Source organism: Ruminococcus sp. 5_1_39BFAA (assembly GCF_964240875.1).
In the GTDB taxonomy this organism is placed as follows: Bacteria; Bacillota; Clostridia; order Lachnospirales; family Lachnospiraceae; genus Blautia_A.
Map to the genome: position 1 here is coordinate 93,094 of NZ_CAXSVO010000008.1, position 20,266 is coordinate 113,359.

17 protein-coding genes are annotated in these 20,266 nt (G+C 47.0%); 16 read left to right on the forward strand and 1 reads right to left on the reverse strand.

The features are described from left to right. Positions 1 to 12: 12 nt before the first annotated feature. Positions 13 to 849, reverse strand: coding sequence for an ABC transporter ATP-binding protein (locus tag ACESZH_RS10865; protein WP_373214947.1), 837 nt, complete (start codon positions 847 to 849; stop codon positions 13 to 15). A 150-nt stretch (positions 850 to 999) separates the two neighbouring features. Between ACESZH_RS10865 and ACESZH_RS10870 the strand changes: the two genes are divergently transcribed. From ACESZH_RS10870 to ACESZH_RS10945, 16 genes are all read left to right on the forward strand, one after another. After that, positions 1,000 to 2,007: a hypothetical protein gene (locus ACESZH_RS10870; RefSeq protein ID WP_373214948.1), complete on the forward strand. Its 1,008-nt coding sequence runs from the start codon at positions 1,000 to 1,002 to the stop codon at positions 2,005 to 2,007. 150 nt (positions 2,008 to 2,157) lie between these two features. Further along, on the forward strand, positions 2,158 to 3,669 hold the full coding sequence (locus tag ACESZH_RS10875) for an ABC transporter ATP-binding protein (RefSeq protein WP_373214950.1): 1,512 nt from the start codon (positions 2,158 to 2,160) through the stop codon (positions 3,667 to 3,669). Then, positions 3,666 to 4,736, forward strand: coding sequence for an ABC transporter permease (locus tag ACESZH_RS10880; RefSeq protein ID WP_373214952.1), 1,071 nt, complete (start codon positions 3,666 to 3,668; stop codon positions 4,734 to 4,736). Before ACESZH_RS10875 ends, ACESZH_RS10880 begins: the two co-directional genes overlap by 4 nt. Next, the gene (locus tag ACESZH_RS10885; protein ID WP_373214954.1) at positions 4,733 to 5,659 is read left to right on the forward strand and encodes an ABC transporter permease; all 927 of its coding nucleotides are present in this window, start codon (positions 4,733 to 4,735) and stop codon (positions 5,657 to 5,659) included. Before ACESZH_RS10880 ends, ACESZH_RS10885 begins: the two co-directional genes overlap by 4 nt. Positions 5,660 to 5,769: 110 nt before the next feature. Continuing rightward, on the forward strand, positions 5,770 to 6,873 hold the full coding sequence (locus ACESZH_RS10890) for a BMP family ABC transporter substrate-binding protein (RefSeq protein ID WP_373214955.1): 1,104 nt from the start codon (positions 5,770 to 5,772) through the stop codon (positions 6,871 to 6,873). Between the two features lie 2 nt (positions 6,874 to 6,875). After that, positions 6,876 to 8,252 (forward strand): monomethylamine:corrinoid methyltransferase, encoded by a 1,377-nt coding sequence (locus ACESZH_RS10895; RefSeq protein ID WP_373214956.1) that lies wholly within the window; start codon positions 6,876 to 6,878, stop codon positions 8,250 to 8,252. Positions 8,253 to 8,456: 204 nt separating this feature from the next. Next, positions 8,457 to 9,812, forward strand: a complete 1,356-nt coding sequence (gene miaB / locus ACESZH_RS10900) for a tRNA (N6-isopentenyl adenosine(37)-C2)-methylthiotransferase MiaB (protein WP_373214958.1) — start codon at positions 8,457 to 8,459, stop codon at positions 9,810 to 9,812. A 305-nt stretch (positions 9,813 to 10,117) separates the two neighbouring features. Then, positions 10,118 to 10,846 (forward strand): GntR family transcriptional regulator, encoded by a 729-nt coding sequence (locus ACESZH_RS10905; protein ID WP_373214960.1) that lies wholly within the window; start codon positions 10,118 to 10,120, stop codon positions 10,844 to 10,846. A 66-nt stretch (positions 10,847 to 10,912) separates the two neighbouring features. Further along, on the forward strand, positions 10,913 to 12,451 hold the full coding sequence (locus tag ACESZH_RS10910; RefSeq protein WP_373214961.1) for an ABC transporter substrate-binding protein: 1,539 nt from the start codon (positions 10,913 to 10,915) through the stop codon (positions 12,449 to 12,451). Positions 12,452 to 12,534: 83 nt separating this feature from the next. Then, positions 12,535 to 13,464, forward strand: coding sequence for an ABC transporter permease (locus ACESZH_RS10915; protein WP_373214962.1), 930 nt, complete (start codon positions 12,535 to 12,537; stop codon positions 13,462 to 13,464). 11 nt (positions 13,465 to 13,475) lie between these two features. Next, positions 13,476 to 14,360, forward strand: coding sequence for an ABC transporter permease (locus tag ACESZH_RS10920; RefSeq protein ID WP_373214964.1), 885 nt, complete (start codon positions 13,476 to 13,478; stop codon positions 14,358 to 14,360). Positions 14,361 to 14,371: 11 nt separating this feature from the next. Next, positions 14,372 to 15,379 carry an ABC transporter ATP-binding protein gene (locus ACESZH_RS10925; protein WP_373214966.1) on the forward strand — a complete coding sequence of 336 codons (1,008 nt, stop codon included), beginning with the start codon at positions 14,372 to 14,374 and terminating at the stop codon, positions 15,377 to 15,379. After that, positions 15,376 to 16,326, forward strand: coding sequence for an ABC transporter ATP-binding protein (locus tag ACESZH_RS10930; RefSeq protein ID WP_373214968.1), 951 nt, complete (start codon positions 15,376 to 15,378; stop codon positions 16,324 to 16,326). Before ACESZH_RS10925 ends, ACESZH_RS10930 begins: the two co-directional genes overlap by 4 nt. Before the next feature lie 34 nt (positions 16,327 to 16,360). Next, positions 16,361 to 18,220 carry an N-acetylmuramic acid 6-phosphate etherase gene (murQ, locus tag ACESZH_RS10935; protein WP_373214971.1) on the forward strand — a complete coding sequence of 620 codons (1,860 nt, stop codon included), beginning with the start codon at positions 16,361 to 16,363 and terminating at the stop codon, positions 18,218 to 18,220. 34 nt (positions 18,221 to 18,254) lie between these two features. Next, on the forward strand, positions 18,255 to 19,244 hold the full coding sequence (locus ACESZH_RS10940) for an acetylxylan esterase (RefSeq protein WP_373214972.1): 990 nt from the start codon (positions 18,255 to 18,257) through the stop codon (positions 19,242 to 19,244). Beyond that, positions 19,226 to 20,188, forward strand: coding sequence for an acetylxylan esterase (locus tag ACESZH_RS10945; RefSeq protein WP_373214974.1), 963 nt, complete (start codon positions 19,226 to 19,228; stop codon positions 20,186 to 20,188). The genes ACESZH_RS10940 and ACESZH_RS10945 overlap by 19 nt, the downstream gene beginning before the upstream one ends. Positions 20,189 to 20,266 lie beyond the last annotated feature (78 nt).

Here is a 20,266-nt window from a genome sequence, read left to right on the forward strand (position 1 = left end):
TTTCAGTATTTTTCAGGCAAGATGGTTTCCGGCAAACTCAATAAACACATCCTCAAGAGTCGTGTCACGGAGGGCCGATTTTTCCTGGATACCGCTGAGAAAGGCAATTGCTTCGCTGCGGTCATGGAAGTAATGGCTCCTGACTCCTTCCGAATGAAAAATATCAACAGCATATGCACCCAGCTTATCAATGAGATTTGCCGGAGAATCTATATCCTTTAATTTGCCGCGGTTCATCAGGGCAACCCTGTGACAGAGTGACTGTGCTTCCTCTATATAATGTGTGGTGAGCAGTATGGTAAGACCGCGTTCATTAAGCTGATGCAGAAGGTTCCACATCTGGCGGCGGGAAATAGCGTCCATACCGGCTGTAGGCTCATCCAGAAGTAGGATCTCCGGGTCAGTGAGAAGGGCACGGCAGACCATCAGCTTTCGTTTCATTCCTCCGGACAGCTTGCGGACACTTCTTTTCCGGTAATCGATAAGTCCGCAGAATTCCAGAAGCTCCTCTGATTTTTGCCGGATCTCCTTTCGGGACATATAATAAAGCCGTCCCTGATATTCCATGATCTCGTCCATATTCATATCCTGGCGCATAGAATATTCCTGAGTGATCACACTTAATTTGCGCTTCAGATCAGAGCGCTTTCTGCAAAGAACTTCCCCATCGATCAGGATCTCACCCGCTGTAGGCAGGAGAAGCGTGGACAAAAGGCTGATGGTGGTTGTTTTACCAGCGCCATTTGGCCCCAGCAGACCGAAAAACTCGCCAGTCTGGATGGTCAGGTCCAGAGAGTCCACAGCAGTAAAATCATCAAACTTTTTTGTAAGGTTTTTTATTTCAATCATATTTGAAAATGTCTCCTCGTAAATTCACTAAGTGTCCCTATTATATTACAAAGTTTCCTTAATTTCAATTCTTGACAGTAGTAATGATTTACATAGGAGCCGGAATATGCTAAAATGTACCGATGAAAAACGAATTAAAAAGGTGAGAACATGAAAAAACGATTTTTTCGCGGTACCGTAGCAGGGCTGGCGGCTGTCTGTATTTTCTGGCTGCCTGCAAATTGCTTTGCAGAGGAGCTGACAAAATACGGAATGCTGCCCATATATGGTATGGACATTGAAGATGGGGTTTATCCTGTACGGGTTCTTTACGGGGATGAAGCTGCTCAGGAGATCCAGGCGGAGCTGACTGTGAGAGACGGAGAAATGGAAGCAGAGGTTACATTTTCAGGAACAGATTTCGTCAGGGTATTCTGCGGCAGTGCAGAGGAAGCTTGGGATGCGGATATGTCCGAATACCTGGAGCCGGAGACAGGAGAGAACCAAAGCCAGATCTGTACGCTTCCGGTCCAGGCTCTTGACAAAGAATTATCTTATGCGGCGTTCCTTGACAGTGCTAATGACTGGGCAGACATTCCACTGGTTTTTGACGCATCCTCTCTTCCCGCTGAGGCGTTGAAGCTTTCTCTGCCGGATTATGATAAGATTGAGGCAGCGCTTACAGCCTACGAGGAAAATGAAGACGAAAATGAAGCAAAAGCAGAAGCTCAAAAGCCCTTTGATCCTGTATCTGTGGATATGGAGGACGGAGAGTATTCGATCCAGGTGGATCTGTTTGGAGGAAGCGGCAAAGCATATGTCAGCTCTCCTGCACTCCTTACAGTCCGGGCGGGAAAGGCGTACGCACGGTTGGAATGGAGCAGCGAGAATTATGATTATATGATCGTAGGCGGAGAGAAATATCTGCCTGTCAACGAAGAGGGAAATTCAGTTTTTGAGATTCCGATTGCCTTGATGGACAGTGATATGTATGTCATTGCGGATACTACGGCAATGGGGGCGCCCCATGAAGTGAATTATGTGCTGGTTTTTTATTCGGACACCATTGGGCCTAAATCCCAGATGCCTCAGGAGGCAGCAAAACGTGTGCTGGTCATCGCACTGATCATTATTGTCGGAGGGGGAATCTTGTCACATTATTGCAAGAAGCGGTATTGACAAAATATTAATTATGACTTAAAATTTATAAATAAAGAATAAAAGGGCACCTTTAGAGTGTCTTGCATGACAAAGAGGTCAAACAATTGGTTTGGCCCCTTTTTGTCAAGCTATAAATACGGCACAGGCGGATGTGCAGCGGAGGAAAACATGAAGGAACCGGTTATCGAAATGCGGAACATTACCAAGCGTTTTGGTGATGTGACAGCCAATGAAGACGTAAACCTTTCTCTTTATCCCGGAGAGATTCACGCTTTGCTTGGTGAGAACGGTGCAGGGAAAAGCACCCTGATGAATGTACTCACCGGAATCTATAAGCCCAACTCCGGAGAAATTTATTATCACGGAAAAAAAGTATCTATCAAATCCCCAAAACAAGCAGTAGATATGGGCATCGGTATGGTGCATCAGCATTTCCGGCTGATTCCTACCTTATCCGTTGCGGAAAATGTTTTTCTATATATGCCGAACTGTAAGGCGATCCTTCGCCAGAAGGAGATGGAGGAGGCTATTGCAGCCTGTTCCCGGGATTTCCATCTGGATGTGGACGCATCTGCGAAGGTTTGGCAGCTTTCGGTGGGCGAGCAGCAGAGAGTGGAGATCATTAAGCTTCTTTACCGCGGCGCTGACATTCTGATTCTGGATGAGCCTTCGGCAGTGCTGACATCACAGGAGGCAGGAGAAATGTTTAAGGTGCTCCGCAGGATGGCGGACAGCGGCAAATGTGTGATCATCATTTCCCACAAAATGAATGAGGTTATGCAGAATGCAGACAGGATCACCGTGTTAAAAGGCGGCCGGGTGGAGGACACCATGGAAGCAAAGGATGCTACGGTTGACCGTCTTACAAAGGCCGTTGTGGGAGATAGGGAATTTGTACCACAGATAAAAGAACGAAGCCGGGACTCACGGGGAACCGTGCTTAAGGTGGAACAGCTTTCTGTAAAGAATGATAAAGGGCTGACTGCCGTAAACGGCGTATCCTTTACCATCGGTGCAGGAGAGATCTTGGGAATCGCCGGTGTAGCGGGAAATGGGCAGAAAGAGCTTACGGAGGCCATTGCAGGGCTTCGAAAGGTGGAACAGGGAAAAGTCACGGTAAAGGGCGAGGAACTGACACACTTAAGCATCCGGAAGCATATTGATAAAGGCGTGTCGTTTATTCCTGAGGATCGCCTTTCCATGGGCCTTGTACCGGGACTGGATCTTACGGAAAATGTTGTTCTGAAGCATTACGGCTGGAAAAAATTCAGCCGTAAGGGAATTCTCCGGAAAAAGTCCATGAATGAGACTACGGAAGATTACATAAAGAAATATGACATTAAGACAGCTGGAATCCATTCCACAGTGGGACTGATGTCAGGCGGAAACCAGCAGAAGCTTCTGATCGCAAGAGAGGTAAACGGAAATCCTTCTCTCCTTGTTGCATCTTATCCGGTGCGCGGGCTTGATATCGGCGCAACGGAGGCAATCCACAGAATACTTCTGGAGGAAAGCAAAAAAGGTACCGCAATCCTGCTTGTTTCAGAGGAGCTGGATGAGATTTTCCAGATGGCGGACAGGATCGGCGTAATGTGTGACGGAAACATGATGGCTGTCCTTGACCGTGAGGATGCGGACTATGATACCATTGGAAGATTAATGTCAGGAGAAACATTATGAAAAAATTTCGATTAGAGAGAAAAGCAGGCAGCTCCGGTATTTCCGTCCTTTTGAACTCTGTTTTGTTCGTTTTGCTGGCGCTGGTGTTCTGTGCGTTTATTATTGCCGGAGTGGGCTTCAACCCACTGGAAGTATATGGGAAAATGTTCAGCAAAGCATTTTTGTCCGCAAGAGGTGTGCGTAAAGCCATTGAATCCGGGCTTCCTCTTATGCTTTGCGGACTTGGAGTATCTATTACCTTCCGTATGAATCTGAATAATATCGGAGCGGAGGGGCAATATGCGGTAGGAGCGATTTTCGGCGGCGTTTTTTCACTGTATGGTCCTAAAATCGAAGGGGTACCGGGAATTCTGATCCTGGCAGTCTGCTGTTTTATAGGAGGCGCAGTTTGGGCGCTTCTCTGTGCAGCTCCAAAGGCGTTCTGGGGTGTTGACGAGAGTATCACCACCCTGATGCTGAACTATGTGGCGCTGATCTTATTAAGCTATCTCTGCCTGGGACCCTGGAAGGCAAAGGGTCAGAATGTAGGGCAGACGGAGAAGATAGCGGAGGGACTTCAGATTCCGGAGATTGCGGGGCTTAAAGTGAGCATGGCATTTCCGTTTGTACTTATCGTGGCGCTGCTTATGTATTTCTTTTACAAATACACCACCAGCGGATATCAGATCAACGTGATCGGCAAAAGCCTGACTGCAGCCAGATATGCGGGTATGAACATCGAGAAAAACATTCTTCTTGTACTGGGACTGAGCGGCGGACTTGCAGGTCTTGCCGGGTTCGTGCAGTACGCAGGAATTACCGGAAGAATCCAGGAAAACATGCCCAATAATGCAGGTTATACGGCCATTGTTATTGCTTATCTGAGCCGTTTTAATCCCCTGGCTGTGATCCTTGTTTCGTTCCTGTTTGCCGGGCTGCAGAACAGCAGTGCAACGGTGCAGGTAATGGGCGTTCCGGCGCAGATTGCCACGATGATGCAGGGTGCGATCATGATCATTGTGATCGCAGGAGACTTTTTCCTGCGGTATAAGATCGTTCCGGCTAAAAAAGGAGGTAAGTCAAAATGAATTTAGTGATATCTCTTTTGTCGGGAGCTATTGTATATGCAGTTTCCGTTATGTATGCCGGTATCGGGGAAACCTTTTCCGAACGTGCCGGAATTATGAATCTCGGTGTGGAGGGCATTATGCTTATGGGTGCTGTTTCCGGTTATATTGCAGCGGTAAAAACCCATAATCTTCCTTTTTCCTTTCTTGTGGTGCTGTTGACTGGTGCGCTGTTTGGACTGATCTTTGCGTTTTTGACCGTAACTCTTCAGGCCGACCAGACAGTGTGCGGTATGGCGATGCTGACATTTGGGACAGGTCTTTCCGGATTCCTTGGAAAAGATGTGGCAGGTGTGGCAGCCAACCTGAAATTTGAAAATATTACCCTTCCGCTGTTGGGAAATATTCCTGTCATTGGACCGATTTTTTTCAGACAGAATCTTTTGGTGTATGCAATGTACTTTATTGTGCCCCTTTCAGTGTTTTATATTTATAAAACAAAGCAGGGACTTTACCTTAGAGCCTTGGGAGAAAATCCTGCTGCGCTTGATTCGGCAGGAATGAACGTGTTTGCCATGCGTTATGCCTATGTCATGCTGGGCTGCGCTATGATCGCTGTCAGCGGTGCCTGCGTTTCACTTGCAAATACCAATTTCTGGAGCAGCGGCATGACTGCCGGAAAAGGTTGGATCGCCTTTGCGCTTGTTGCCTTTTCCTCCTGGAATCCGCTGAAACTGACAATGGGCGCTTTACTGTTTGGATTTATCAGTTGCCTGGGCAGTAACCTGCAGATATATCTTCCGGGAGTTCCCACGGAGATTTACAGTGCCCTTCCATATATTGCAACGATCGTGGCATTTATTCTTGCAACCGGCAGCTTTCGGAAGACTCACACTGCACAGCCGGCGGCTCTTGGCAAACCATATGATAGAGAAAGCAGATAGAAGGTGCAGCTTTGTTACTGCTCACAGCTTACGTGCATATCCGGTCTGAGAACCGGCTGCAGCCCGCAGCAGGCGGGTGATAAATTATTATAAAAAGGAGACGAAAGACCATGAAGAAGAGAAACATCGGCCTTGTATTGGCCGCAGCAGCTATGACGACCCTTTGTGTTGGCGGTGTTAATGTCAATGCAGAAGCAAAAGATGTCAGTGAGCTGGTAATCGGTGAACTGCATTACTCTGTTGTTGAGGACGGCGGCTGGGCGCAGGCTTCACACGAAGGCGTATTAAAAGCCTGTGAGGATCTGGGAATTGATACATCCTCAAACCTTCTGACAATGGAAGAGATTTCTGAGGAGGATCCAGCTTTAATTGAATCCGCAGTAGAAGAGCTTGTTGACAGCGGTGCTGATATCATTATCGGCTGCTCCACAGGTTATGCGGCAACACTTGCTGAGCTTCAGGAAGAGTTCCCTGAAGTGGTTTTCGTGCAGTATAACAATGATGTTTACGAGAACATTATCGAATACCAGATCAGAAGCTATGAAGGTATGTTCCAGGCAGGTTATCTCTGTGCGCTGATGAATGAAGGCTCCGATGAGCTTGGTTTCGAAGCCAGCATGGACGATGCTTCTGTCCGCACTGCAATCAACTCTTTTGCACTGGGCGCAAAATATGCAAACCCCAATGCAACAGTACAGGTTGTCTGGGCAGATAGCTGGTATGACCTTGACATTGAAAGCAACAATGCAAAGACTCTGATCGACAGCGGTATCAAATACATGGGTATGGAGGCTTCCTCTCCGGCAGTTCCTCAGACCTGTGAAGAAAACGGCGCATTCTGTGTAGGTTATAACATTGACATGGAAGCTTCTGCTCCGGGAGCAGTTATGACTTCCTTTACCTGGAACTGGGCACCGATCTTCGAAGATATCTTCCAGAAAGTTGCTGACGGCACCATCGACATTTCTGCAGACTACTATGAAGGCGGCGAGTGTGCGAAGCTTGCAGATTTCAATGCAGATTTAGTTCCGGAGGACATCCAGGCACAGGTTGAAGAGGTTAAGGAAAAGATCGCAAGCGGCGAAATCGTAATTTACGGCGGTGAATTAAAGGATGCAGACGGAAATGTTCTGGTAGCAGATGGCGAGACTATGAGTGATGAGGACATTCTTGCTCAGGACTTCTTTGTTGAAAACGTAAAAGGCGGAAAATAAGTATGGATTACAAAAAGTTTATCGAGCTGTACCAGAGAGGCCAGACTGGGGAAAAGGTCTTAAAGGATGACTGGGATATGGACTATGTCATTGAAACGGTCATGGATCTGAATGATGAGTATGGCTTTTCCTGGGATAAACAGGTGATCATCCCGCAGGATGAAAAGCTGTTTCAGGATATGTTTGAAGCTTCCAAAAAGCTGATCCTGGAAATCGGTATGTACAATCTGACCACCCAGAGAGTGATCTCTTTTACAGAAGAGGAGATTGAAGAGGGAATCAGGAATATGAAACCCTCCCTTGTAATGGGTGAGGGAAAAGACGCAGTTACTCTTGTAGCCAGAAAAATCGAAGATGAGAGAGCGCCGATCATCTGGGCCGGTAATCCGGGCTGCCCCACACCTGAGAGATTGTATTATCCCATTATTGAGAGCGTAGCGAAGGAACCGCTGATCGACCTTCTCACCTGCGGTTCTCTGGTTGATGTTGATGGCTATCCGGTTAGAAACGGAGATGTGACAGAGGTTTTTGCAGTGAGAAGAGAGCTTCAGTATCTTCACAAGGCATTGAAGTCCGTGGGACGTGAAGGAATGGGGCTTCTGGCTGCAGAGAGCGCTGTAACGGAGATAGGCGATTTCGCTGCTTCTTATGACCGCGCGCTGCGTCCCTGCGATTCCCATCTTGTGGCTACCTTTAATGAGCTGATGATCGACAATGGAAATCTGCTCCGTGCAGCCAATTCTTTTGATTATGGCATGAGAAATGCTTCCCTTGCATGTACCATGGTAGGCGGCATGGGAGGAGATGCACCGGGGGCAACGATGGTTATGATCGCATCCATTCTGGCTGCGAATCTGATCTGCAATGCAGACTATCATCTGTGCCATCCGATCCATATTTCGGATGTTGCAACCACTGCAAGAGGCTGTCTGTGGCTGCAGGCTGTGCTTTGCCAGACTTTTGCGACACAGGCTCCTGCAATCATTGTATGCGATCTGTGGCCGGCAAGCGGCGCCATGACAAAGGAGCTTCTCTATGAGGTGGCGGCTAATGCTATCGTGGTAACGGTATGCGGCGGACATCTGGAAGGCATCGGAGCTGCAAACGGCAATGCGCCTAACGGAACCGGGCTGGAGATCCGTCTTATGGCTGAGGTCGGAAAGGCTGTTGCAAGACAGCATATGACCAGAAGCCAGGCAAATGAGATTGTCCTGAAGCTTTTGGATAAATATGAGTATGTCTTTCGTAAGGAAGGCGGAAATCCGGGCGTACCATTTGATGAGGCATATGATATGGAGACGATCACACCGCTTCCACAGTGGGAACAGATGTATGAAGAGGTGAAGGCAGAGCTGATTGGGATGGGATTGGAACTGTAATTTAAAAAATTCTATATAGTCAGGAATCGGAAAAGGTATGGCAGGAACTGTACCTTTTTCTGGCTTATAAGGCATAAAGCAAAAGAATCATAAACACTTTGACAGTTCAGCACAAATTCTGTACAATATACATTATTTATAGAATATGGAAAGGATTGATAATACTTGAGCCAGTCAACTGAAACACAGGTGCAGTTAAGCTATATGAATAAAATCACAGAGATGCTTCCGGATTTGTACCAGGGCAGGAAGCCTACCTTCCGAATCGAAAACGAAGGATGTCAGATGAATTCCCTGCAGACGGAATCCATAGCTGCCATTATGGAACAGATCGGTTATGAAAAGATCAGCAGTGAGGAAGCGGACGCTGTTATTTATAACACATGTACTGTGAGGGAAAACGCTAATCTGAAAATATACGGACATCTCGGACATCTTAAAAGCATTAAGAAGAAAAATCCGCATATGAAGATCATCCTTTTTGGCTGTATGATGCAGGAGCCGCATGTTGTGGAAACGATACAGAAAAAATACCCGTTTGTGAATCTTGTATTCGGTACCCACAACATTCACAAATTCCCTGAACTGTATTACAGGACTTTAACCTCCGACAGCCAGATTATTGATATCTGGAAGGAGTCGGATGAGATTATCGAGGGAATGCCTACTTCACGGAAATACCCGTTTAAGACAGGCGTAAACGTAATGTTTGGCTGCAATAATTTCTGCAGCTACTGCATCGTGCCGTATGTCCGCGGACGGGAAAAAAGCCGGGAGCCTCAGGCGATCATCAATGAGATCAAAGCTTTGGTGGAGGACGGCGTAACGGAAGTGATGCTGCTTGGGCAGAATGTAAACTCTTATGGAAAAACGCTGGCTGAGCCGGTATCTTTTGCACAGCTTCTTACCGAGGTTGAGAAAATTGAGGGGCTGAAACGAATCCGTTTTATGACTTCCCATCCAAAGGATTTATCGGATGAGCTGATCGAAGCTATGGCAAAAAGCAAAAAGGTCTGCCATCATCTGCACCTTCCCTTGCAGTCCGGCAGCAGCAGGATCCTGCAGAAAATGAATCGGAGATATGACAAGGAGAAGTACCTGGGTCTTGTGGAAAAAATTCGGACAGCCATTCCGGACATTTCCCTTACTACAGACATCATTGTCGGTTTCCCAGGCGAAACAGAGGAGGATTTTCAGGAAACCCTGGATGTTGTAAGAAAATCGGAGTATGACACTGCCTTTACCTTTATTTACTCGAAACGCACCGGAACACCTGCCGCCAGTATGCCTGATCAGATTCCGGAGGATGTGGTGAAGGAGCGTTTCAACCGTCTCCTTACGCTCGTGCAGGAAAACGGACGAAAAGCGTCATCACGCTTTACTGGGGACGTTAAGGAAATCCTTGTGGAAGAGGAGAGCAAGGAAAAAGGAATGCTTACCGGACGAACCGAACACAACCTGCTCGTACATTTTGAGGGAACACCTGATCTGATCGGACAGTATGTTCAGGTGAAGCTGGATACGTGTAAGGGATTTTATTATTTCGGGCATATTGTTTAAAATGATCACCTAAAAACACCGCTTAATCACCTGATTCGGATGATTGAGCGGTGTTCGCGTATAGAAGGATCTTATCGGATGACTAAAATAGACAAAACATATACAATTTATGGCTAAAAGCGAAGATTTAAATTGAAAATAGGTAGAATAAAGTAGCCCAAACATATATTTTTGATAAAATAATGTTGACAAAATAATATACATAATGTATAATTAAGGCATAAAGAAACTTTAGACATAATTACAGAACGGAATGATATAAAGTTTTCCATACCTGCCGCTCAAAAAAATTGGAGGTTAATGTTATGTCTGATACGGGAAAAAGGGTTTTGAAATATCAGAAAATCAAACAAGCGATCATGCAATGGATTGATGAGAGAGAGCAGGAAGAGATTGACAAATGTCTGCCAACAGAGAATGAGCTTTGTGAGATGTTTCATGGAAGCAGAATGACCATACGAAAAGCGGTTGATGAGCTTGTGGAAGAGGATGTGTTATACCGGATCCAGGGAAAGGGAACCTTTGTCAGAATGAAAAATATCATCCGGCAGCCGTTACAGCGTTTGACCAGCTTTTCTGAGGATATGAAGGAAAGAGGAATGTCTGCAGAATCCCAGGTTCTATTATGTGAAAAGGTTGCTGCTAACGGAGAGATTGCTGAAAAGCTGAATATTCAGGTGGGAGAGGATGTGATTTTACTTAGAAGGCTCAGGCTGGCAGATAAAGCGCCGATTGCCATTGAAAACACCTATCTGATTGCGGCAATGTGTGACGATTCTATTTACGATCTATCCAACGCTTCGTTGTATGAGTATATGCGGGAGCAACTGCATATTTGTCCTAAATGGGCAAAGCAGAGTATTGGGATCGGAAAGCTAAACAAATGGGAAGCCCAGCTTTTGGGAAATCCTGAGCTAACATTTGCACTGCTGACACACCGCCAGACCTTCGATGAAAATGACCGCCCTATAGAATATGTTGTTTCAAAGTATAATGGGGAACGGTACCAGTATCATACGGAACTGCATTTGTAGTATGTTTAACGGTTGATCAGGATATAAGTATATATCCTTCATTAAAATCATTAAGGAGGTAAAGGTATGAAGAGTAAACGAGTAAAAAAAGTGTTGGCATTGCTGCTGGCAGGGGCCCTGGCCTGCTCCGGAGCCATAACGGTATCGGCGGAAGAAGGCGGCGATCAAAAAACTTCTGTTATCCTGGCGACGTCAGGAGAGCCGTATCGTTTTTATGCGTTGTCTGACCAGGGCTGCGCAGGAGATGACAACCTGGTACTCAGCAATGTCTATGACTGTCTGACTTTCCTGGAGCCGGACGGAAGTATTTCGCCGGGCCTTGCGGAGAGCTGGGATCTTTCGGAGGACGGAATGTGCTATACCTTCCACCTACGTGAAGGCGTAAAATTCCATAATGGCGATGACTTTACAGCAGAGGATGTGAAATTTACTTTCGACAAAGGCGCAGCAGGTCCTTTGGGAAGTGCACTGTTTGTAAATTATGACAGTTGTGAGATCGTGGACGACTATACTATTGATATGTACCTTACCGCACCTTATGCTGCTTTCCTCTATGGAGTGGCTTCCCGTCTTGGCGGTATCTGCAGTAAAGCCTACTTTGATGAGGTGGGAGATGAAGGATATATGGAAGCTCCGGTTGGTACCGGGCCATATAAGTTTGTTTCCGCAAGCAAGGGCGAAAAGGTTGTGATGGAAGCAAATGACAATTATTGGAGAGGTGAGCCTGCGATCAAAGAAGTCACCATTCAGATCGTATCAGACGTGTCCACACAGGTGATCGGTCTGGAAAACGGAGACTATGATGCGATCCGAAATCCAGCCATTGAAACCTGTACAAGATTTGACAGCGTTGACAACATATCCTGGGACAGCACAGATTCAACAGGAAGAATTACCCTGTATCTGGCAGCATGGGGCGGAAGAAACGGAGAAGACAAGAATTTCCGTAAAGCAATTCAGAGCGCGATCAACAAAGAAGAGGTCAATATTGGCACAAACAGCGGATATGCAACCATCCTTGATATTGATATGTGTCCAATGTATGGCGGTTATCCTACTGAAGGAATCGTTAAGGTAGAGTATGATAAGGATGCGGCAATTGCGTATCTGGAAGAATCCTCTTACGACGGCGGCCCGTTTGAGATCCTCTGTAAGAGCGGAACCACCTTTGAGACCGCGGCAAAGATCATCCAGTCCCAGTTGATGGATATCGGTATTGATGCGCAGATCACTGCAGTTGATAACACTACATACTCAGAGTTGGAAGTAGGCGGAAATTTTGATGCTATCATCAGAGAGCAGTTAAGCTCCATGGTTGACGCTGACGGAGCCTCCTCATACTTTAACACAACAGAGGGCTTTGCATATACCATGAACTGTAAATACCCCACAGCAGAAGAGATTTATCCTCTGTTTGAGAAAGGGCGCGAGGTACAGGGCGAAGATCGTATTCCATATTATACGGAAGCGTGCAACATGATCACAGAAGAAGCTTATCTGGTACCGCTTTACAATGGAATTATTACAGTTGCCTTTAATTCGGAATTGCAAGGTGTTGAAGCACATTGTCTGGGAACATATAATTTCTACTATTGGCACTGGTAAAACAGTGGTCTGAGGGAGAAGGCGGCATACAAATGAATGCTGCCTTCTCTTTTTGGATTCGTAAGGAAAAGAAAGGGGAAAACATGAATCTGTTAAAGTATTCGCTGAAACGCCTGCTGATGCTGATACCTGTGATCATCGGCGTTACGTTTATATTGTATTTTGTCATGTCCCTGTCTCCAGGCAATCCGGCGCTTCAGATTTTGGGAGCCGACGCGTCACAGGAACAGCTTGCTGCCCAGGAAGCGCTTATGGGACTGGATAAACCGATCATCGTTCAATATGCCAATTATATGCTGGGAGTATTGCATATGGATTTTGGAACCTCCTGGGTAAACGGTAATGATGTTCTTACAGAGTTTGGGCAAAAACTGCCTATCACGCTGATCCTTGCCGTGCTGTCAACTTTATGGCCTATTGCTCTTGGCATTCCCATTGGGATCTATTCGGCTGTGAAGCAGTACAGTATATTTGATTATGGCAGTATGGTTGTTGCCATGCTTTTATTCTCACTTCCGGCTTTCTGGCTGGGCCTTATGTGCCAGATCTTATTTTGCCTTACCCTGAAATGGCTGCCATCGGCTGGGGTGGGAACGTGGAAGCATCTGATCCTTCCTTCTGTGATCCTGGGTGCAAGTACCCTGGCATCTATGATACGAATGAGCCGTACCAGTATGCTGGATGTGCTGAAGCAGGATTATATACGGACTGCACGCTCGAAAGGGGCTTCGGAACGTATTGTAATCTTGCGCCATGCTGTGCGAAACAGCCTGATCCCTGTGATCACGCAGATTGGGATCTGCTTTGCCGGCTGTATAGGAGGAGCTGTCGTGACAGAGACCGTGTTTGCCTTGCCGGGAGTGGGCGCTCTTTTGATCAATGCGGTAAAATCCCGGGACATTCCAATTGTTATGGGAACAGTGATCTTTATTGCGATAATTGTAGGTGTGATCAATCTGATCGTGGATCTGATCTGTGCAAAAGTTGATCCGCGGATCGACCTGGCTGCATAGGAGGGGTTGCAATGGGAAAGAAAAAAAGACAAAATAAAAAATCGTTGTCCGAGTGCAGCTCATGGCAGTTGATCGCATTCCGTTTCCGAAAAAACAAGCTTGCAATGGCAGGAGTATGTATTCTGGTCACTATGTCTCTTTTGATCTTGATGGCTCCTCTCTATATGCCATATGAAAAGGTTATCCGTCAGGATGTTCTGAATAAGCTTCAGGGACCCAGTGCGGCGCATATTTTCGGTACGGATGAGCTGGGGCGTGATATGCTGGCCAGGATCATTTACGGAGGCAGGATCTCCCTGTTTGCCGGCATTGCTACAATTGCGATCGCTTTTATCGGCGGATGTATTGTGGGCGGTGCTGCCGGATACTTCGGGGGTAAGGTGGATACGGTGCTGATGCGTATCGTGGATATGCTGATGGCGATTCCGTCTGTTCTTCTGGCAATGGCAATCGTGACGGCTCTTGGAAACGGAGTGTGGAATCTGATCATCGCTCTGGCGGTGAGCCAAATACCGAGATTTGCCAGAGTCGTGCGATCATCTGTTCTGACTTTGAGGAACCAGGAATACATAGAGGCAGCCAAATGCTACGGGATGAGTTCGCTGAAAATCATTGTAAAGCATATCCTTGCCAACGGCATTGGACCCATTGTAGTGTCCGCCACTCTGACTCTTGGCCAGACAATCCTCAGCATTTCATCCATGGGATTTCTTGGACTGGGCGTCGCGTCCCCTACACCTGAATGGGGTACGATCATTTCGGAGAATAAGCTGAATATCAGATATTATCCGTATCTTGGGCTTGTGCCTGGAATCTGTATCTGTGTTGTGGTAATGGCTGTTAATTTTATCGGTGACGGACTGAGGGATGCATTTGACCCGAAGACAAAGAATTAGGAGGTGTTTTGATGGAACAAATGAGCAGAAAAAATGAAAACGATAATCTGTTGGAAATCAAAAATCTCCATGTACAGTATAATACGGATGATGCCGTAGTCTATGCGGTAAATGGGCTGAATCTGAAGGTAAAGCCTGCGGAAAAGCTCGGCCTTGTAGGGGAAACAGGGGCAGGAAAAACCACGCTTGCATTATCTGTCCTGAGATTGCTGCCTGCAAAAATCGGTGAGATAACAGAGGGAACGATCCATTATGGCGGTGATGATCTGCTGGAGCAGAATGAAGCATATATGCTTGGGCTTAGGGGCAAACGTATTTCTATGATCTTTCAGGATCCCATGACAAGTCTGAATCCGATCGTTTCTGTGGGAAACCAGATATTGGAGGTATTGAACCTCCACTTTCCTCAGATGGCAAAGGAGGAAAAGAACAGAAAGGTTGATGAGATGCTGTCCATGGTTGGGATTCCGCCGTCCCGAAAAGGCGATTTTCCACACCAGTTTTCGGGAGGAATGAAGCAGCGTATCGTGATCGCTATGGCGCTGATCGCCGAGCCGGAGCTGCTGCTTGCGGATGAGCCTACTACGGCTCTCGATGTGACGATCCAGGCACAGATATTGAATATGATGAGCGAACTGAAAGACAAGCTGAATACAGCGGTGATTTTGATCACGCATGATCTGGGCGTGGTAAACGAGTTCTGCGACAGAGTGGCAGTTGTCTACTGCGGGCAGGTGATTGAGCAGGGAACGATCGAACAGGTATTTTCAAGGAAGAAAAATCATCCGTACACAGCAGGCTTGTTTAACTGTATACCCGATCTGGAAAGCACTCTGGAGCGGCTGATCCCCATTCCCGGACATATGGTGGATCCGACAAATCTGCCCGAAGGATGCTGTTTTGCAGAAAGATGCCAACACTGCATGGGGATCTGCAGAAAGGAAAAGCCTGAGGTGTTTGAGGAGAACGGCCATGAGATCATGTGTCATTTGTTTAAGGGAAAGGAGGGGAAGGTATGACGGCTCCGCTTATTGAAACAGTGAACCTGAAAAAATATTTTAAGACCTCCAAAGGTATGCTGCACGCAGTAGAAGATGTAAACCTGAAAATCTATCCGGGAAAGACCCTTGGGGTTGTAGGCGAGTCTGGCTGCGGTAAATCCACTCTTGGCAGGACCATATTGCGGCTTCATCAGGCCACCTCCGGCCAGGTTCTTTTTGAAGGCCAGGATATTTTGAAATATAAGCGCAGGGAAATGAAAAAAGTTCATAAAAATATGCAGATGATCTTCCAGGACCCTTACAGCTCCCTGGATCCCAGAATGTCCATTCATAATATTATTGCCGAACCAGTCCGTGAAATGTATGGAAGCTACGGAAATAAAAAGGAGCTGGAGGAAAAAGTGCATCATATAATGGAGCTGTGCGGCCTGCCGCGCCGTTATGCAAACAGTTACCCACATGAGCTGGATGGCGGGCGCCGTCAAAGAGTGGGACTGGCACGGGCAATGGTAGTAGAGCCAAGATTTATTGTATGCGATGAACCGGTGTCTGCTCTGGATGTTTCGATTCAGGCACAGATACTAAATCTTCTGATGGATCTGCAGGAACAGCGGGAGCTTGCCTACATGTTTATTACTCATGATCTATGTGTTGTAAAGCATATCAGTGATCATATTATGGTAATGTATATGGGGCAGGTGGTGGAATATGCGTCCAAAGAAGAATTGTTCCGAAGACAGTTTCATCCATATACAAAAGCCTTGCTTTCCGCAATTCCCACGACAGAGTTAAACAGGAGAAAACGGGAACGGCAGACTTTGACCGGGGAGGTAACATCTCCTGTAAATCCGCTGCCCGGATGCCGTTTCGCGCCGAGATGTCCTTATGCCACGGAAAAATGTAAGGCAGAATATCAGCTTCATGAAGCTGCACCGGGGCATTTTGTAGCTTGTAACTTATGTTGAGATCCTGACTCGCAGGTGAGATAAAGGAGGGTGTATGAAGCAGGTAGTTGATTTGAAAAAGCTCACAACAGAGCAGAGAAATCCCAAAAGTATGAATTTGGATTTGCAAAGCCCTTACGAAATTGTCAAGCTGATGAACGAAGAGGATTTTTGTGTGGTACAAGGCGTCCAGGCCGTTCTGCCTGAGATCGCAAAAGTAATTGGATGGACCACAGATGCTATTGCAAAAGGCGGGCGTCTGATTTATACTGGAGCAGGAACAAGCGGCCGGATCGGCCTTTTAGATGCAGTGGAATGCCCGCCTACCTTTGGGGTTTCTCCGGAGGTCGTAGTTGGGCTGATTGCAGGAGGGTCCGGCGCATTTATTAAGGCAGTGGAAGGCGCGGAGGACAGCTTTGAGCTGGGGCAAAAGGATCTGGAAGCCCTTTGTCTGGATCAGAAGGATGTTGTGATCGGGCTTGCGTCCAGTGGGAGAACACCTTATGTCATAGGAGGGCTGAAATATGCGTCCTCCATCGGATGCCATACCGTATCAATTTCCTGTAACCATGACAGTATGGCCGGACAATATGCCGATATTTCCATTGAAGCCGTATGCGGTCCGGAAGTATTGACTGGTTCCACCCGTCTGAAATCAGGCACAGCGCAAAAAATGATCCTCAATATGATCTCTACCGGAACCATGGTGGGTTTGGGAAAGGTTTATGAGAATTTGATGGTGGATGTGCAGCAGACGAATCTTAAATTGGTAACCAGAGCGGAAAACATTGTGATGTCGGCGGTGGATCAGGACAGAGAAACAGTAAAGGCAGCTCTGGAAATGTGCGGCGGTTCTGTGAAACAGGCGATCATTACACTGAAAACGGGCTGCAGTACAAAGGAGGCAAAAGAAGTTCTGGATATTACAGGCGGCAAGGTGCGGGCTGCTCTTGCACTTCAAAATTCAAAAAGCCAGAAAAGAGAAGCCTATCTTTTGGCGATTGATGGCGGCGGGACAAAAACTGCCGTACTTGTTTCTTCTCTGGAGGGAAAAATTCTGCACCGGATTCTGGGAGGCCCGCTGAACTGCAACGGTTCCACAAGAGGACATGTATCAGAAACACTAAAAGTAATTTTTGAAGAGCTGCGTGCTATGGGTTTTAATCCGGAGTTATGTACCGGGGTAGGACTTGGTGTGGCGGGGATCAGCAACATAGATAACAAAACCTTTTTGACCTCGGAATTCAGAAAGGCAGGCTTTATGTGCCAGCTTGGCTTTTGGGGAGATCAGGATACGGCCCTGGTGGCAAATTTCGGGCTTCAAAAGCCAGGTATCCTTTTGATTTCAGGGACAGGGAGCAATTGTGTAGGCCGAAACAAGGATGGGAATTTTGTCAGAGCCGGAGGCTTCGGCTCGCTGATCGATGATGCGGGAGGCGCTTACAGCATTGCTTGTGATGCCTTGAATGCAATATGCAGAGGGGAAGACGGCCGGGGACCTGAAACGGATCTGAAAAATCATATCCTGGATGTGCTGGGGCTTTCGGATATCCGGGAATTGATCCAGTATATTTATGATGGAAAGCGGACCAAGGAGGAAATTGCGGGGCTTTCTGTGACAGTGGCAAAGGCGGCTGAGGAAGGAGATGCCTGTGCAGTATCCATTATCAACCATGCTGCAGAGCAGTTGGCTCTTTTGGTAAATACGGTCAGGCTCAGATTAGAATGTCAGGCACAGGTGGCTTTTAGCGGAAGTGTCCTGCTAAATAATGAGATGCTGAGAAACAGGGTCGTTGAGCTGCTTGAGGAGAGAAACGCAGAATTTTCCTGGAAAAATGCTTCGGACGATGCGGCTCTAGGCGCTCTGTATCTGATCATGAACCAGTTAAAGCTGGATGTGGTAAAGGAAGTCTGAAGGAGTCATTTATAAATGGAAGGAGCAAACGATCATGCCGGCAAAGGATATGTCGCTGGAACAATTGAAGCAGTATAATGGGAGCAGTCCCTGCCCGGGAGATTTCTGGGATTTTTGGGTCAGGCAGAAAAAGCGGGCATGGGACTGTCCGCTGCGTTACAGATTGGAAAGGGCAGAAATCCCCTGCACAGAAAGGATTGAATTTTACGACCTTTGGGTGGAGGGGGTGAATGGGGACGATATCCATGCCAAGTATATCAGACCTGTGCGGGAAGATAAAATACCTGTGGCACTGCAGTTTCACGGGTATCCCGGTGCTGCAAGGGGATGGTTTGAGCTTAGCTCTCTTGCCGGAGCAGGTTATGCCGTGCTGGTGATGGAATGCACCGGGCAGGGCGGAAGCAGCTTCGACGAGGGAAAAAGAGCGGGAACCATGTCGTCTGATCATATTGTGATGGGGATCGACGGGCCTGTGGAGAATATGTATTACGTGGAAATGTTTTTAAACACCTGTCTGATGGTGCGGATTGCACTGGATTTGCCGGAGATCAATGCTGAGCGTATTTATGTCAATGGAGCCAGCCAGGGAGCGGCATTGGGGCTTGTCTGCACAGCGCTGAATCCGGCATATATCAAACGGTGTGCCGTGCTCTATCCTTTTTTATCCGATTATAAAAGGGCCTGGGAGATGGACAGGGATCTGATTGTATATGACGGACTTAGGTATTACGGACGTTATTTTGATCCTGCAGGAGTAAGGCGGGATGAGATGTTTATGAAGCTAGGATATATTGATGTGCAGAATTTTGTGGAAAGGATTACCTGCCCTGTATTGTTTGGAACGGGACTTTTGGATGATATTTGCCCGCCGTCCACGCAGTTTGCCGTATATCACAAGATCAGGGCACCGAAGCGGCACTTGATATTTCCGGAATACTCCCATGAGGAAATCGGTTATTTCGATGATATGATAATTGAATTTCTGGGAAAGGAGGATGATGGGTCATGCCTGGAACAGATATGAGCCTGGAAAAGCTGATAGCATATCAGGGAACAACACAGGAGCCGGATGATTTCTGGGAGTTCTGGGAAAGAGCCTGGAAGCAGGTACAGCCGCTGGGGGACACGCTGGTGCTGGAAAGGCGTAAAAGCAGTCAAAGGGAAATGGAATTTTGGAATGTGACTATTCGTGGGCTGGACGGCCTGGAATTAAAAGGAAAATTCATCCATCCTGTAAACATTTCCCATACGCCGCTTGTAGTCCAGTTCCACGATTTTCCCGGAGGATCAAGAAGCTGGATGCACCTGTCAAGGTATGCGGCGATCGGATACAGTGTGTTGGCAATGGACTGCAGAGGCCAGGGCGGACTGTCAAACAGTCCTTATGTGCAAAAAGGGATCACGGCATATGGACCTCTGTTTCACGGACTTAGCGGAAAACCGGAAGAAATGTACCTGTACAAGCTTTACACAGATGCTCTTACCGCAGTCTCAGCAGCGAAAAAACTTCCGGGCATTGATCCGGAGCAGTTGATCTGCTACGGGGAGGGACAGGGAGCTGCCCTTGCTCTCGCCTGCGCTGCTTTTGAGCCTTCTGTAACAAAATGCGGTCTTCATTATCCCTGTCTCTGTGATTACAGAAGGGTTTGGGATATGGATTTTGACAAAGGATATTATGAAGGACTTCGTTATTACTTTAGATGGAAGGACTCTCTGAACGAGAAGGGGGACGAGACATTCGCGAAGCTTGACTATATGGATGGGGTAAATTTTGCATCTTATGCAAAAACCTCCGTGCTGATGAGTATCTGCCTGCAGGATTTGGTATCTCCGCCCTCCTGCCAGTTTGCGGTATACAACCATCTGAATTGTCCCAAGATAGACAAGATTTATCCGAAGCATGGGCATGAGCTTAATAATTTTTTTGAAAATGAATGGCTTAAGTTTTTGCTTACTTCAACGTTTTGATAGGTCATCGGCAGAGATACTAAAATTGTCAAAAGAGAGAGTATATAGCACACAGCAGAGTGTTATTACTCTCTTTTT

Bases quoted from the DNA above. Each gene is read 5' to 3' on its own strand.
- ACESZH_RS10870 (WP_373214948.1), top strand. From the start codon at position 1,000: ATGAAAAAACGATTTTTTCGCGGTACCGTAGCAGGGCTGGCGGCTGTC.
- ACESZH_RS10895 (WP_373214956.1), top strand. From the start codon at position 6,876: ATGGATTACAAAAAGTTTATCGAGCTGTACCAGAGAGGCCAGACTGGG.
- ACESZH_RS10880 (WP_373214952.1), top strand. From the start codon at position 3,666: ATGAAAAAATTTCGATTAGAGAGAAAAGCAGGCAGCTCCGGTATTTCC.
- ACESZH_RS10905 (WP_373214960.1), top strand. From the start codon at position 10,118: ATGTCTGATACGGGAAAAAGGGTTTTGAAATATCAGAAAATCAAACAA.
- ACESZH_RS10920 (WP_373214964.1), top strand. From the start codon at position 13,476: ATGGGAAAGAAAAAAAGACAAAATAAAAAATCGTTGTCCGAGTGCAGC.
- ACESZH_RS10875 (WP_373214950.1), top strand. From the start codon at position 2,158: ATGAAGGAACCGGTTATCGAAATGCGGAACATTACCAAGCGTTTTGGT.
- ACESZH_RS10890 (WP_373214955.1), top strand. From the start codon at position 5,770: ATGAAGAAGAGAAACATCGGCCTTGTATTGGCCGCAGCAGCTATGACG.
- ACESZH_RS10940 (WP_373214972.1), top strand. From the start codon at position 18,255: ATGCCGGCAAAGGATATGTCGCTGGAACAATTGAAGCAGTATAATGGG.
- miaB (WP_373214958.1), top strand. From the start codon at position 8,457: ATGAATAAAATCACAGAGATGCTTCCGGATTTGTACCAGGGCAGGAAG.
- ACESZH_RS10910 (WP_373214961.1), top strand. From the start codon at position 10,913: ATGAAGAGTAAACGAGTAAAAAAAGTGTTGGCATTGCTGCTGGCAGGG.
- ACESZH_RS10915 (WP_373214962.1), top strand. From the start codon at position 12,535: ATGAATCTGTTAAAGTATTCGCTGAAACGCCTGCTGATGCTGATACCT.
- ACESZH_RS10865 (WP_373214947.1), bottom strand. From the start codon at position 849: ATGATTGAAATAAAAAACCTTACAAAAAAGTTTGATGATTTTACTGCT.
- ACESZH_RS10885 (WP_373214954.1), top strand. From the start codon at position 4,733: ATGAATTTAGTGATATCTCTTTTGTCGGGAGCTATTGTATATGCAGTT.
- ACESZH_RS10930 (WP_373214968.1), top strand. From the start codon at position 15,376: ATGACGGCTCCGCTTATTGAAACAGTGAACCTGAAAAAATATTTTAAG.
- ACESZH_RS10925 (WP_373214966.1), top strand. From the start codon at position 14,372: ATGGAACAAATGAGCAGAAAAAATGAAAACGATAATCTGTTGGAAATC.
- murQ (WP_373214971.1), top strand. From the start codon at position 16,361: ATGAAGCAGGTAGTTGATTTGAAAAAGCTCACAACAGAGCAGAGAAAT.
- ACESZH_RS10945 (WP_373214974.1), top strand. From the start codon at position 19,226: ATGCCTGGAACAGATATGAGCCTGGAAAAGCTGATAGCATATCAGGGA.